Here is a 16,139-nt window from a genome sequence, read left to right on the forward strand (position 1 = left end):
GGACAATAAGTCAGCAATGCAGTGATACAGTGCCTGCGGGTAGTGTGATTAGCCAGAGCCCAGCAGGTGGAGAACAAGTGCCGCCAGGCAGTGCAGTGAATTTAGTCATATCCACAGGACCGTGTCCAGTTACAGTTCCGGATGTAGTTGGCATGAGCCAGGCGGAGGCGGAGAGTGCGATAACAGGAGCAGGACTGACGGTAGGGACAATAAGTCAGCAATGCAGTGATACAGTGCCTGCGGGTAGTGTGATTAGCCAGAGCCCAGCAGGTGGAGAACAAGTGCCGCCAGGCAGTGCAGTGAATTTAGTCATATCCACAGGACCGTACCATAATGCAGACCAGAATGGAGATGGGCAAATAAGCCTATCGGAATTATTGCGCGTAATCCAGTTCTTCAATTATGGAGCATATCATTGCGATTCCTTCGGAGAAGATGGTTATGCACCGGGTCCAGGTGACCAGAGTTGTCATCCGCATGCCTCTGACTATAATCCGTCGGATTGGAATATATCGTTAAGTGAATTATTGCGATTAATCCAATTCTTCAACAGCGGTGGTTATCATCCCTGTCCGGAAGACCCTGAAAGCGAAGATGGCTATTGCCCCGGCCCAGGGTTATGAATAAACAGGTTAATGTTATAGAGAATAAATAAGACATGGGCGGATTTATAAATCCGCCCATGATGTTTTATCGAGTATTGTTTTGATATAAGAGAGACAAACGACAAAGTAGCAATCTTATTCCCATAACCGCGATAGATTAAAAATATCTTACAGATAAAAAGTATCTAAAGCCTCCTGGCTCCTGTGATTTTTACATGTTTATTCTTTACCACAGAGGGCACAAAGACCTTACACAAAGTTCATAATGTAAGAGCGATTAGCCAATCACCCTTGCAAAACAATTCCTTTTTATAATTTGTGAAAATAAATATCCAAGATAAGGAGGATGTAAATAAAGGCAAAATAATGTAGGGGGCGAAACATGTTTCGCCCTAACAATGTGATGATGGCATATCAATTTTATAACGGGGATTTGCGATATTGATAGGGCATTAACGAAATACAGATTTCTCTGTCGGGATAATAAGGCGATTTTTTCCATCGGGATAATAGGGCGATTGGTCAATCGCACTTATGTAGCTGAAGTGTCACCGTTTCCGGTATTTTTTCGTTCTGCATTCATAGATTTGTATTGTAAAAATCTTGCCAAATTTTTACCATGAAGGGCACAAAGACTTTTTCCAAAGATTACAAAGCAAAAGGAATTCGAAGCCAGGAGGCTTTATCTACGATTTTCTTACTTTATAGACCTATAAGGGCACGGTATGTCATAACCCTACGATAGTGAGGAAAGTATAAATCTGTTACCTATGTCTATTGGTAATTTTTCTATTACTGGCTGATATTGTTGGTTTCGTTTGTATTTTGGGGTGGGACGATATGAATATCGGTAGTTAGTGGGAAATGGACACCCATTAGACTGGGGAAAATAACTTCCGCAAATACTGCGGTATATTGTTGGGGTTGGACAGGTATTGTTAATCTGTAAATACCTTCTGCTGATTCAGAGAGTACTTTATATTTCCAGTTTTTGTTTTCAGGCTGGAAAATAGTTCCCCGTTTGTCCGCACTGCAATACCATAATCGGCATTCTATAATTTCTTCACTCACTCGAATACGACAATCCCCTTGTGAGGAAAATTCCCATTGGAAAACGGGCATATTTTTCTGTCCTAACAGCCGCTGATAGAACACCTGTATGGTATCCTTAAAATCATATATGCGGAGATTGGAATTGGATGTCGGTGTGAAATTATAAAGTGTTTGTTGGGGTAAGAAGGCATATTCGCGTGATAATTGCAATTGCGGATAAATCAGCCAGTTTACAGGGTCTGGTATTTCAGAAATAACCTGCTCGGAAAGGGAAATCATATCCTGCCATTGGTTATTGCTTATAGAGATGATAAGTTTCGGAATTTTTAATGCTTCACGATAATAATAAGGGTCTATTACTTTTAATAAGTTTTCGCCATCTTCTGTTTCTAATAGGGGGAATAGTCCAGCGTCGTCCATTTCTGCAAAGAGGTTCGGAAGGGCTATCTCATCCATAAACATACGTTTTATTTGTTGTTCCAGATGGAAACCTGTAGCATTTATGGAGACCAGCGCTGTTATACGATTATCCACCGGTGGCACCAACCAAGATGCAAAGAAAGGGGCATCTGCACACAGGACAAACTCTTTCAGGGGAATTTCTGAACGCAAATTTTTCAGTAATAATTCCTGAACTGCGTCCATAGCCCGAACTACTGTCTTGACTAATGGACAAAAAACTATCCAACTGGTCTCATGTGTCTCAAAATATTGTTTTAAACTCCAGCTGAAAAATTCAGCAGGTTCTAAATGTTCTATTTGCGTTGGGGTTTTGTAGATACCTACCTTATCCCGTGGAAAGCCTTCAAGTATGGATACCACTGACTTTGAGGATACTGCAAGTGAAATGAAATAAGGGGGAATTTCACTCATAGGCGTCTCGGATGTCGAAAATCCATTTGTCAGCACCAGCATCCCGATATCTTTTACCCGTTGTTTGGGCACAATTACAGTTAGCCAATGTCTCCATACAGGGGGAACGGTCTTTTCCGAATGCCAACTCTGGGAAGTAAAATCGAGGATATATGCTTTGTAGCCATCACCTTGCTTCTCTTCAATTACCTCAAATTTATAATTATTGTCATATTCTTTTACAAAGTTTGATAATACCTTTGAATAGTCTATGGGTTCTGTGTTGGATGTTTCTTGTTTGGTTAACGATGTTAGACTTTTTCCTATTCCCGGAAGTGCTCCATTAAAGTAATAGGTATATACAATAAATCCGCTCAGACAAAGAGAAATCAGCGAAATAAGAAGAAGTAGCATAACAAATAGATTTGTTTTCAAATTTGAATGTTTTGGAGGCAATGCGACGGTTTCATAAGGGAAAGGGGTTGGCATAGGGGTATAAGGAGTTCCCATAACAGTCGGATTGGGTGGTATAGGTGTGCTTGCGGTAACTGTTGGAGATGGTTGCATCGGCATTGCCATAGGAGTAGGGCTTACAGTTCCACTACGAACTTCATATGGCGTATGCGGCACTGAAGGGGGAGGTGTTGGAGTTGCTCCAGCGGGGGTTTTAGGGTCCAGGGGAGTTGATGGTGATGGTGTCGGGGTAGGTGTTTGATATTGTATTTTTTGACTGTCGCTGGGTGTTATAGGGTATCCATGGGGCGTTTCTTTATTTTGTAATGTATGTTCCGTCGTTATAGGAGTTGTGGTATCTGACAATATCATTGTCTTCTGTTCTAAAACAGGCATTTCCCCAGATTCTTTCTTTATCAAATCATTCTTGATTTCGCGAAGACGGTCTGCTATTTCTTTGCCTGAGGAAGGTCTTCCTTCCGGATTTTTTAGAAGACATTGCGAAATAAGTTTTTCGAGAGAGACAGGCAGGTCGGGATTTATCAGACGGACAGGAGTAGGTGGAGTATCGGTATGTTGCCTCATCAGAGCCAGATAATTTTCCGCCTCAAATGGTAAGGACCCTGTGAATATAAAATATAAAACAACACCTAACGAATAAATGTCCGATTGAGGAGTTGCTTCCTTACCCAAACATTGTTCCGGTGACATATAAGCAGGTGTGCCTAATACATTATGCTCACCCGTCAGCGGAGTTAATGATGTATCCCTCAGTCGGGCAAGATTGAAATCCGTTAATTTAACAATTCCATTATCATCAACAAGAATATTCGCTGGCTTCACATCCCGATGGACAATCTCCGCTTGATGGGCTAAATACAACGCCTCTGCTATTTGCACACCTATATCAATTCGTTCTACTAAGGAAAGACTTGGATTATCCCGAATAAATCGGTCTAAATTTTTCCCGTGAACATACTCCATCACTAACGCTAACCGCTGATTTTCTTCAACAATATCATAAATCTGGACAATACCCGGATAGTTTAGACGAGCCGCACTTTGTGCTTCACGAAGAAACCGAGCTACACGCCCCGGTTCTGAGGAATGCTGAGGATGAAGTACTTTAATGGCAACTTCCCGTTTCAAACGCGGGTCAAAACCACGATAAACCACACCAAAACCACCTTCAGCAATTCGCTCATCTATGCGGTATACGCCAATATTTGAAGGTATGTCTCCTGATATACTTGACACTTTCTATCCTAATTTTATGATTTGCAATATTTTATTATATTTTAACTATACCGATAATTAATATCCTAATCCAAATACAGCAGGGACAAAAATCCCCTCCTTTTTAAAATACCGATACATAAAAAATAGTTCATTAATTTACTATGTTGAGAAGATGATTTATTATTATTCTTATCTTTCGAATACGGGTTTTTCTGAAGAATAGACGATTGGGACGAATGAGACAAATGGGACAAATGGGACGAGTAAAAAGACACCTACTGCAATAGACGAAATCGTAGGGGCGCGGCATGCCGTGCCCTTATTTCGTTTAAAGATATTTGTGGTAAAACAAATCAACCACAGAGGACACAAAGGAAATCTTACACAAAGGACACAGAGGAGGGCGAAGCATGTTTCACCCCTACATTGTGAACTTTGTGTAAAGTCTCTGTGTTCTTTGTGGTAAAAAGACTTATTTACTTAAAAATACCTGAAGCGAAGACACTTCGGCTACTTTATTCTTGTTTATTCGAGTCATTTATGATAACTAACCCCTTTACTCGATTTAACATCAATGTCGCATCGGTTTCACCAGTCCTATCACCCATCAGTCCTATTAGTCTCATCAATCTCATTTGTCCCATAGGTCCCATATATGGTCCCAGATACACCAAAGAACGCACATATAACGATTTTATTTCTTTTTTATTCATATTCTTGGTATTCTTCGCCGTATTGTGAAGACGCTAAAAGTTATATGTTGCCCATGTCCTACAGTTTTTCATACAAGGAAATTACCACACACATCTCCCTGTAATAGCCATTTTTTGAGTTTATACATTCGTAGGGTTTCTTGTATATAAGGGGAATGTGTTAGAAGCCGGGGTCAGGGTTTTGTTGTTCTTCTGGTGGAAGGAGAGGGGCAACTTCCGTTTCAGAAGGGGTTGCAGGTTCTGTTGTTGTAGATGTTGACGGTTGATTTTTGTCAATAGGTTCTAGAAGTGCTTCTTCAGGGACGGTTTCTTCTGTTCTTTTGGGAACTGCATAGAAAGTAGGTGGGGCTGTTCCTTCAATATATGCTTCTATATAGGAACCGCCAAGGGTGCCCGTAATACGGTTAATTTTGTAGAATTGAACACCGGAAGGAACTGTAAAATCGCGGACGGGCAGGTCTTTTTCGGCAAACATCATAAAGTCAACCCAAATGGGGCATGCAAGCCGTCCTCCGGTATAGTTTACTCCTCGACCTAAACTACGATTATCCTTATAACCAACCCATACAACGGTAGTATAATCTGTGGTAAATCCGCAGAACCATGCATCCCGACAGTTATTGGTGGTTCCTGTTTTGCCTCCTACGGGTCTTTTCAAGGCACTGGCACGGTGTCCCGTTGGATAGTAACCCAATGAGGGATCTGGTATGCAAACCCCTTTTAACATGTGCATGGTAACATAAGCAACCTTCGGGTCAACCACCTGCTCTTTTTGTTGATATAGGTGATAATCGTAAAGAAGTAAACCTTCTGCATCACGAATTTCTTTTATGAACACAGGATAGAATTTCATTCCGTTATGAGCAAAGACGGAATAGGCAATTGTATGGCTGAGTATTGTCACTTCTACGGTTCCCAGACCTAATGTTAGCCCTACAGAATTGCTAACCACAGTATTCAATTCGCATCGTTCAAAAAAGGTGCGAACAAAATTCAAACCTAACATATCTACCAGACGAATAGAAACAATATTTACAGATTTTTCAATAGCCTGCCGCAGAGGAATAGGACCACGGAAAGAGCCATCAAAATTTTTCGGAGCCCAAACTCGCCCATTAGGCATAACACGAACGAATGGGGAATCGTTAATCAGTGTGGACGGTGTCATCCCTGAAGCTATAGCAGACATCCATATAAAAGGTTTCACGCTGGAGCCGGGTTGTCGCTTTGCCTGTGTTGCAGTATTGTATTTTTCCTCTTCCCAATCCCTACCACCAACCAAAACACGGACGAAGCCTTCATACCCCGGGCGATTATCAACACAGACCAATGCACCGGAAACAGGAATAAAATCTTTTGTATCAAGGCGCGGTTTGTCGAACTTTGTCAGATGTTCTTCTAAAGTTGCTTCGGCTACTTTTTGTAAGGGATAGTCCAGTGTTGTATATACACTTAATCCCCCCTCAAACACTTCGCTTACAGAATATTTGGAGAGCAGAATTTTCCGAATTTCTTCCACAAAATAAGGAGCCTTTATCCGATAGGGTTCATAAATATCAATTCCTTCCTTTTTTAGTTGCTCCCTTTTTTCAGGTGTGATTACCCGTGAAGATAAATCCTCAGCTAAAGCCTCTTGATATTCCTTTTCTGTAATAAACCCCTCTTCCAGCATTTGTCCCAAAACGATGTTCCTGCGTTCCATAGCATTTTTGAAATGATTAATCGGTTCATTTATATTCGGAGCGCGAGTTAAACCCGCAAGAGTTGCCCCTTCACTTAGCGTTAAATCCTGCACACTCTTCCCGAAATATTGCCTTGAAGCAGATTCTACACCGTAAGCATTAATTCCTAAAAACACCTGATTTAAATACAGTTCTAATATCTCGTCTTTTGTAAATTCTCGTTCGACCTGTAAAGCGACAATAGCCTCACGAATTTTCCTCTTTACAGACCGTTCCTGCCCAACACCTAAAGTCTCCACATTTCGGACAACCTGCTGAGTAATGGTACTTCCACCGCGAAAACGACCTGTGCGTAGACCATAAAGGACAGCGTTGATAATGGCATCCGGTCGGACACCTTTGTGCGAATAGAATAAGGCATCTTCCGTAGCAATAAACGCCTTTTGCACATGGAGGGGTATCTGGCTGAGAGGGACTAATTGTCGGTCTTCAATCGTAAATGTATACAGGAGTTCCCCAGTATCTGCATATACTTTCGTGCCTGTTTTCGGGCGAAAAGTTTCTAAAGAGGAAATAACATTCTGAGCATCATCTAATATCCACACAAACACCCCGAGCGCCGAACCCCATAAGGCTCCCACTATTAACATGGAACTAAAAAATAGCCATGCACAACCGCGCTGAGGTATAACTGTATACTCCATTCTATCATCCTACAGGGATATTTTTTCCGTTACAAATAATTTGCTAATTATAAATGAAAAGCACATCACTAAAATAACGCTCATCAGGGAACCTATCAAATTTGCCAATGAATCGAACCAATCGAAAGACCGTGTCGGCACAAAAATTTGGCATATCTCAATAATAAAACCATAAACAAAGGATATGCCTACAGAGATATAGCAAATGGTGCTATTTGAATATTTTTGTTCACTTCGCAACATTCCTACCGATATAAGAGTTGATAAAACTCCATACATTAGGGCATGAAACACCTTATCTTGATACGGAAACCAATCCGGTGTTATTTGTGTTATCGGCTGGATAGATAACCAGAAAATGAACATAGCATATAAGACTGTTATAATTAAATACTTTGTTTTCACATTTAGTTCCCTTTTGTTTCAATAGAAATACGCCTATCCATAGAAGTATCGGAATTATTTGGGGCAGTGGAATTAAAACCAGAGGAGAAATTACCCCCTTGCTGGATGGAAGGATTTTGCAAATCTACAGAGCCTGAACCATATCCCGCAGTCTTTTCTTTAACTACAAACGAAGGGGGCAATCTTTCAGGTAAGATTGTTATCACAGCAGGATAGCCTTCATCAATCGGTGCACGCATAACAGGTGCTTCACGGACCGTTAAATATCCCGTTTCGTCCATAAAAAAAGTAAGTGTGGTATCTTTGCCTTCAGAAAGTAAATCTGCAAGGAGTAGATATACATCTGTTGCAAAATATTGGCGAATTTTGAGTAAATCTCCTGCCATCTGAAGCACTTTTTCTGTGTTGAGTATCCAAAGATATGCGGATAAAGGCAACAACTCATCGGGATTATTAAAATAAACTTCGGGGCGAATTGTTGGACGGGTATAGTTATAATTTCGCATTTTAGCACTCATAAGGAGGGCATTCCGTCGGAGTAGAAGTTCGGGACGAAGTCGAAATTGGACATATTGTATTGCCCGTATTATCTGCGTTACCACCTGCATAGAAAATTCCGGAGCTATTTGCATTCCATATTTTGCGGGGAATTCAATAGGATTGCTCATAACATCCATCGGCAGAAAAGGCAGGTCTGTTACAATTCCGTATTGTAGTGGAACAAACAATTGAGTAGCCGAAATACCTACCTTCTCCGGTATGATAATCATCTTTATATTATGTAATTGGGGCGGAAAACAGGAAAAGATACTTCGCAAACTATGATAATGAGGCTCTGTTAAAATTCCACCATCAAAAATCAAAATATTAAATTCGTTGAAAAAACTTTTCATAGGCTCCGGCAATTGGACATCATTGATAAATTTGTTCGCAGGTAAATAGGTAGATAAAACCATACAGAGGTATATCAGAGATTCGGAAATAGGTGCTAAAGTCTCAGAAGAGGGGAGGGCTCCTGTAGATAAAGATTGTTGCATGGAAACATTCCATATTTGCTCCAATCGAACGGGTGTTTTTTTTAATTCCGTATCCATCATTTCAGACAGTTGTATAATCTGTGACTCTTTCAAGTCGTCTATACTCCTTAATAAAAATTGAGAAGATAAGGAAATAGAGGAAAGGTTGGGGATTTGCTTTTGAACCTCTTTAAGTATAGATTGCGAAGCAAATACTGTTGCATACATAAGCAAATCACTTCGGAACTCCGGTGTTTGACGAATAATAGTATCCCATGCTTGTAAATGAGCCAAACTAAAAGTATTTTCTTCAAAATATAAGGCGGTTTGTTTTTTCCATGCGTCTAATGTAAATTCTTTGGCCATTAATTTTTCTCTTAATGTTTGCCAAAACACCTCCCATTCGGCTGTATTCGGGGCAGGTGGGGATAAAGATGCTAATGTAGATATGTTTGATTGTAATGAGGACAAGGGGCTGATTGGATTATTATCCGCCCCTATTTCCCCTGTCAACAAGGCAGAAAAACAAACGAACATTAAAAAATTATTGGAACCGATAAAAAATTTTTTTAACATATCACATCTTCTATTATATTTATCTTTGGGTCATAATTAAAATGTTAACGGAATTCAGGAACAGTAAATAATTTTGTATTCCCTTTGTTAAAAATTAGAGTATATCTATTGGGCAATTCTACTTTCTTATGAAAAGTTTCCTGTTCATACGGTCCATCTAATATATATTTTACCTTATATTTCTTTAATATTTCTTCCATAATAGACAAATCTCCACAAGTATAAAAACGAAAAACATCCGCCGTTTTTGGGGCATAATCCTGTGTAAGCATAAAATGCCCTGTAACTGTTCGACAAGGGGTAAAAGCAAAAATGAATTGAGATGTCTTTGGTGACGCCATCACAATCTCTCCTTCTTTCCCATTTTTTTTCAGGTATTCTAACGCCGCATTTTCATCTTCCGATAAAAAATAAGCCCACTGGGAATGTCCATATTTTAAGTCGCGAAACATGGAATAATAAACAAGAATTGTTGTAGGTATTGAAATCAGAATTATCAGGATAGCAAGTAATAATTTTCGTGAAAACAAAAATGATAGGAAGCGAAGGATATTATTTTCTGTAGTAGTATGTTTCGTTATGTAATCATTTACCCACGGATAGGGTCCTATCACACTTAAAATGGGCGGAACAATAAAAAAGGTATATAACCCCGATTCCTGACCTGCTTTCCAATAGGGATAGAGATTACAAATTCCCCATGCTACCATAAGCCAGACAAATATTACTAAAAAACTTATCCGTTCTTGACATTTCTTCACAAGATATACGAAGAATATCATGCAAATCGTCCATGTCCAGCCAATACCTAAAACATATTCAATCAAAAAGCCGGGTTTGCCCATAAATTGATAATTTTCAGACCAGCCCGACATTCCTAATGCATCTGACACGGATACCCATAGATAATACAGAATAGCAGGAGCATGAATTACAGCAGGGATAGCACATAAGTAGAACCATTTCCTTTCAAACTTCTTTTGTATAAAACAAAACAAAACAGGGATGAGTGCAAACATAATATAAGATTCAGGTATCAGATAGGGACGCATTAAGGAATGGAGTAGAGCCATCATACCGCACAAAACAAAATACTTTGTTTTTCCCGTCTGGAAACCGCGTATAAGAAACGCATACATCAAAACGGCAAGTGTTATGGAACGAATAAAATGAGGTTTACAAACAAGATAACTAAATATCTGAACTCCTTCCATGTCCCACGATAGCGGCAAGGATAAATGAAGATAATGATTTAAAAACCCTATGAACCAGCCGAACCCAGAACCAAAAGTAATTAGAAGCAAAACAAATCTTCGTTGGTAAATACTATCGAAAATAATCGCAAGAAAATAATATATAGTAAAGAGGAACAAAAAAACAGATAGACATCTATCTATATGAAAAAAACCAATCACAGATATATGAAGAAGCCGTGCCATTCTTCCCAACAACCACCATTCCACATTGAAATATGAATTTGGGGGAGAATTCGGTGTGCATTGATTGGTGAGCCACCATTTCCCTTCCCATGCCTGACGCTGGAACATGATATATCCAAACGAACCCGCAGTGCCTCTGCCCACCATACCCATGAAAACACCCTTTTCCCGTTCAAGGTATTTGCCATATAGGTAAGGGAAAGTGCCTATAAGGCAGATAAGAATACTCAATAGGAAAGGGAACAAAAACTCCTGTTTCGAAAGGGAAGGGCAATAGATAAAATTTTTTAGGGATTGAGCGGTGTCGTTGAAAGAATCCTCCTTGTTCATCAAAAATAGCCTCCACTGGTAATTTTTTCTTTTTCTTCAGAACTCATTTCCCCTTTTGGCTCTTCCTGTGGAGGAGGATTTAATTCCAATTTTTCTTTGTCAGTTTTCATAACAGGACGGGATGAACACCATTTTTCCCATTCTTTTTTGAAATAATTCCACATTTCGGTATGTTGTGTTTTATCTGCAAGTTTTTGAGGAAATCCCTTTTCATTCGGAATGAATAATTCTTCAAATTCGGGTTCTATACAAAACGAACGGGGTTGGCGTTTCCCGCTTATATATTCCTCTCGAAGTTGTTTTTGCTTCTGGGCATATTCAGAACATTCCTGCCAGGTAAGCCATTGTTGCCAATTTAAATATTGCCATCCTTTTTTAATCAGTGAGCGACCTATAGTTCGAGAGGGAAGATATAACTCTGAAAAAATAATTCGTTCTTGGGGAAGTTCCTTTTTCTCTCCTTTCCACCAATCCGTTAAAGGCAACGCCATCCCATCCCATTGGGGGTCTGTCCATGATATTCCAAGCATTCTTAAAAGTGTTGGGAACATATCTATCAAAGACACCTCTTCCTCTATGCTCTGGCTTTGCGAACTTATATAAGGAGCATGAACGATAAGCGGAACATGAATGGTCTCAAGATATAATCGCCAGGCATGTTCAAGAAAGTTATGGTCTAAAAATTCCTCTCCATGGTCGGCAGTAAACAGCCAGATTGCATTTCTATTAGCCCGTAGTTTTTGTAACGAATGATAAAGTGTTTTTACACAATCATCCGTAAGTGCAATTTCCGCATCATAACGAAGAACTAAATCTTCAAATCGCTCTTCACCAGGACCAAAACCTTGCTGAACCAATTCTGGCAAATGGAACCGAATTTCATCATATAAGCGAAGAGGTTTCGGATAAATTTTATTATCAAATCGGAGATAGTAAGAAGGTGGTGGTTCATAAGGCTCATGGGGGTCGTAAATATGCACATAGATAAAAATGGGCTTTTCTTTTTCAAGTGTGTTTATATATTTCAAGATTTCCTCTACAAGTTTAACCCCGTTCCCACTAATACCAAACTGCTTTGTTAGCACTTTTACATAATCAAAACCTTTTCCGAACATTTGTTCTTCCAGTGCGGGATGGTCTGTGAACAACAAAGTTGTATAACCTTGATTTTTGAGAGCCTCAGGTAGAGTTACAACCGTTGGGTCTATTTGTGCTCGCCAACCTGTACTCCATGGAGTAGACGAGGGGTAGCGCCCCATTAAAATAGCACTCACACTTTCACATGTATATGTCGAAGCGGAATAGGCTTTTTCAAAAATAAGGCTCTGTTTAGCAATTTCATCTATAAAGGGGCTGGTATTGCGATGATAACCATAAACACCTAAATGGTCTGCACGAAGGGAGTCTATTACGATAAAAAATATATCCGGCGATACATAGTTACCATTATTTATATTCGGTGGAGAGACTACATCGGCTCTACTGCACTCGAAACAAAAAGAAGAAAGGAAAAAAATGAGTAATATGCTTTTTATCCTTGCAGGCATTGTTATTTACCCATATTAAATAGATTCATGTTTAATATTTACATTTATTGTATTAGTATACAAAATTGAAGGGTGTGTATAAATACTATAAGTCAAATATCTATAATAAATTGGACTTTAATTTTGTGAGGAATTATGCACGATATAAAGAATGTCCAATCCCCATTGCCTCCCGAACCGACTCTACCGTATTCAAAGCAACAGGAGTAACTTTTTGTGCATTGGCACGAAGGAAGGATTCTACATAATCTCGATTATTATCCGGGTGATTGAATTTTTCAATTATAGGTGCATTAAATTCGGAAACCAATCGGGCTACTTCCTGCTTTAATTTGCCATAAAACTTTTCACCATTCCGATATTTCTGAACAAAATCCAGATATAAAGGTTCCGGTGCCAATAAGGAAAGAAGTCTGTATAAAACACCGACACCGGCAGGCATGTGAGGAATAATAATGTCCGGGTCGTTACTTTCCACAGGTAAAGGCAAAGGGTCTGTGGATGTCTCAACGGCACGAATCTTCTTTAATACAGTATCCTTATCATCTAATAAATCTAAAGTATTATGTTCACTCTTACCCATTTTGGAAGAACCATCTAAACCGGGAAGTCGAAGGGCTTCTCTGCCAACCGCCTGTGGGACATGAAGCGTCTCTCCGAAACGACTGTTAAACCGCTGGGCAATATCAATAGCCATCTCTACATGCTGACGCTGGTCATCGCCCACAGGAACTTTATCCGCTCGCACTATTAAAATATCTGCGGCCATTAATACCGGATAGCCTAAAAGTCCAAAGGAAAGAGGATTTCCATCTATCTTGGCATCCTCCTGTAATTTTGACATTTTATCTTTATAGGTAGTCCCGCGTTCCAAAAAACCTATATTTGTAATCATCCCCAATAACAAAGTTAACTCTGCAGTACAGGGCAAATCACTTTGCCGATAGATAATGGATTTGTTCGGGTCTAAACCACAAGCAACATAAGTGCGAAGCATATCAATGGTATTCTGATAAATATTTTCTCTTGTAGCAATCGTTGTCAGGGCATGATAATCGGCAACGAAATAATAACATGTAGATGTATCCAATTCCTGAAGTTTTAAAAAATGACGAATAGCACCAAAATAATTACCATAATGCAATCTACCCGTCGGACGAATTCCAGATAAAATAACTTCTTTTTTCTTAAAAGATTCAGCCATAACAAAACCTCTTTTATTTATTGTATTTTTATAAAGAATAAGGGGATAAGAATATAAATAGGATTATATAAAAAATAGCAATAAAGACTCTAATTAGATGTATTTTATATCATCTTTTAGCAAAGTATTTTATTTTAATTAAGGTTAAATATAATATTTGGAGGAGATTTTCATTTTGATTTTTAGGTTGATTAAATATTAGAATATGTTATATAACGAACGGTAGGTATAACAGTAAAGTAAAAATAATTATAAAAAATTAAACCAAAAACTTATTGGAGGAATTCAATATGGCAGAAGAAAAAAAATCTATTAGCTCACTGATGGTAGAAACCAGAACTTTTCCGCCATCTGAAGAAGTGCGAAAAAGAGCCCACATCAAATCGTTTGATGAGTATTACCAGATGTGGAAACGGTCTATTGATGACTGTGAGAATTTCTGGCTGGAACAGGCAGAGACTTTGTCCTGGTTTAAAAAGCCGACCAAAGCCCTGGAATATACATGGAACACAGAGGCACGTGTCATCCGCCACACATGGTTCGCTGATGGTGAATTAAATGTAGCTTATAACTGCCTTGACCGTCATTTAAATACACCCACAGCAAAGAAAACGGCTATTATCTGGCAGGGCGAACCCGAAGAAGATGTTAGACGCATTACCTATGAAGAACTTTACAAAGAGGTTTGCAAATTTGCGAATGTATTGAAATCTTTAGGTGTGAAGAAGGGTGACCGTGTATGTATTTATCTACCCATGATAGTTGAACTACCTATCGTTATGCTTGCTTGTGCTCGTATCGGTGCCATTCATTCTATCGTTTTTGGTGGTTTCAGTGCTGAATCTCTTCGTGACCGTATCAACGATTCTGCGTGCAAAATTCTCATTACATCGAACACATCCTTGCGTTCTGGTAAATCTATTCACTTAAAAGAAATTGCAGACAACGCAATGAAAGAAACTCCTTCTATTGAAAAATGTGTCGTTGTGAAAAGAAATAATGAACCCTGTCCCATGACCCAAGGAAGGGATTTATGGTATGACGAACTTATGGCAAAAGCCGCGGATACATGCGAACCTGAAAAAATGAATGCCGAAGACTACTTATTCATTCTTTACACCTCAGGTTCTACAGGTAAACCTAAGGGTGTTGTTCACAGCACAGCAGGTTATTTACTTCATGTATCTCTGTCCCATAAATACATTTTCGATATTCATGATGATGATATTTACTGGTGCACAGCGGATATTGGTTGGGTTACAGGACATAGTTATATCGTTTACGGTCCTCTTTGTAACGGTGCTACAACTGTTATGTTCGAAGGTGTTCCTACTTACCCCGATGCAGGCCGATTCTGGCACATTGTTGACAAATTTAAGTGCACCGTTATTTACACAGCACCCACAGCCATTCGCACACTCATCCAAAAAGGCGATGAATGGCCTGCCAAGTATGATTTAAGTTCTCTTCGTGTGTTAGGTTCCGTGGGTGAACCGATTAACCCCGAAGCATGGATATGGTATTACGAAAAGATAGGAAAAGGTCGTTGCCCGATAGTGGATACATGGTGGCAGACAGAAACAGGCGGTATCTTAATCACTCCGCTACCCGGTGCCCATACATTAAAGCCCGGAAGTGCTTGCAGGCCTTTCTTTGGTGTTGACCCTGTTATCCTTAGAGATGACGCAACCGAAGTAGATGCCAATGAAGGTGGCAAACTTTGTATTCGTAAGCCCTGGCCGGGCATGATGAGAACTACATGGGGTGACCATGATAGATTTATTGATACCTACTTCACCATGTATAAAAATCTTTACTTCACAGGTGATGGTTGCAGACGGGATGAAGATGGTGATTATTGGTTAATGGGTCGTATTGACGATGTGGTCAATGTTTCCGGTCACCGTATTGGAACAGCAGAAGTAGAAAGTGCATTGGTTTCCCATGAAAAAGTTGCGGAAGCCGCTGTCGCTCCAATGCCACATCCTATCAAAGGACAGGCATTATATGCTTATGTAACTCTGGTTGCGGGTGTTGAAGAAAGCGAAGAATTGAGAAAAGAGTTGGTCACGCATGTTCGTAAAGAAATTGGACCTATCGCTGCACCGGATGTTATTCAATTTGCCCGTGCATTGCCAAAGACCCGTTCGGGTAAGATTATGCGTCGTATCCTTCGCAAAATTGCAGAAAACGACCTTAGTAATTTAGGGGATACCACTACATTGGCTGACCCATCAGTCGTCGAAGAACTCGTTAATGGCAGAAAAGCCTTACTTAAAGACTAATATGAATACTTTTTGTTAAATAACTTTTTAGAGCCG

The 16,139-nt window shown here is 39.6% G+C and carries 10 protein-coding genes; 2 read left to right on the top strand and 8 right to left on the bottom strand.

Features of this window, described 5'->3' with window-relative positions; all coding sequences use genetic code 11:
* Positions 1–623, top strand: a 623-nt coding sequence (locus PLA12_07270) for a PASTA domain-containing protein (protein HOQ32295.1), incomplete at its 5' end; no start/stop codon positions are given.
* Between the two features lie 774 nt (positions 624–1,397).
* On the opposite strand, the gene PLA12_07275 is transcribed toward PLA12_07270, so the two are convergent.
* The 8 genes from PLA12_07275 to trpS all read right to left on the bottom strand — a co-directional run bounded on the left by PLA12_07275 (position 1,398) and on the right by trpS (position 13,818).
* On the bottom strand, positions 1,398–4,220 hold the full coding sequence (locus tag PLA12_07275) for a PhoPQ-activated protein PqaA family protein (protein ID HOQ32296.1): 2,823 nt from the start codon (positions 4,218–4,220) through the stop codon (positions 1,398–1,400).
* A gap of 497 nt (positions 4,221–4,717) precedes the next feature.
* A complete protein-coding gene (locus PLA12_07280) occupies positions 4,718–4,915 on the bottom strand; it encodes a hypothetical protein (protein HOQ32297.1) in 198 nt (65 codons plus the stop codon).
* A gap of 160 nt (positions 4,916–5,075) precedes the next feature.
* Complete coding sequence (locus tag PLA12_07285) at positions 5,076–7,301, bottom strand: PBP1A family penicillin-binding protein (protein HOQ32298.1); 2,226 nt, start codon at positions 7,299–7,301, stop codon at positions 5,076–5,078.
* A 9-nt stretch (positions 7,302–7,310) separates the two neighbouring features.
* Positions 7,311–7,706 (bottom strand): VanZ family protein, encoded by a 396-nt coding sequence (locus tag PLA12_07290; GenBank protein HOQ32299.1) that lies wholly within the window; start codon positions 7,704–7,706, stop codon positions 7,311–7,313.
* Positions 7,707–7,708: 2 nt separating this feature from the next.
* Complete coding sequence (locus PLA12_07295; GenBank protein ID HOQ32300.1) at positions 7,709–9,298, bottom strand: hypothetical protein; 1,590 nt, start codon at positions 9,296–9,298, stop codon at positions 7,709–7,711.
* A gap of 44 nt (positions 9,299–9,342) precedes the next feature.
* Complete coding sequence (locus PLA12_07300; protein HOQ32301.1) at positions 9,343–11,070, bottom strand: hypothetical protein; 1,728 nt, start codon at positions 11,068–11,070, stop codon at positions 9,343–9,345.
* Positions 11,067–12,614, bottom strand: a complete 1,548-nt coding sequence (locus tag PLA12_07305; protein HOQ32302.1) for a sulfatase — start codon at positions 12,612–12,614, stop codon at positions 11,067–11,069. The genes PLA12_07300 and PLA12_07305 overlap by 4 nt, the downstream gene beginning before the upstream one ends.
* A gap of 133 nt (positions 12,615–12,747) precedes the next feature.
* Entirely contained in the window at positions 12,748–13,818 is a 1,071-nt protein-coding gene (gene trpS / locus PLA12_07310) for a tryptophan--tRNA ligase (protein HOQ32303.1), read from the bottom strand.
* Between the two features lie 290 nt (positions 13,819–14,108).
* On the opposite strand from trpS, the gene acs reads away from it, so the two are divergent.
* On the top strand, positions 14,109–16,103 hold the full coding sequence (gene acs / locus PLA12_07315; protein HOQ32304.1) for an acetate--CoA ligase: 1,995 nt from the start codon (positions 14,109–14,111) through the stop codon (positions 16,101–16,103).
* The last annotated feature ends 36 nt before the right edge of the window (positions 16,104–16,139 follow it).

Origin of the sequence: Candidatus Hydrogenedens sp. (assembly GCA_035378955.1) — a bacterium.
Classification (GTDB): Bacteria; Hydrogenedentota; Hydrogenedentia; order Hydrogenedentales; family Hydrogenedentaceae; genus Hydrogenedens.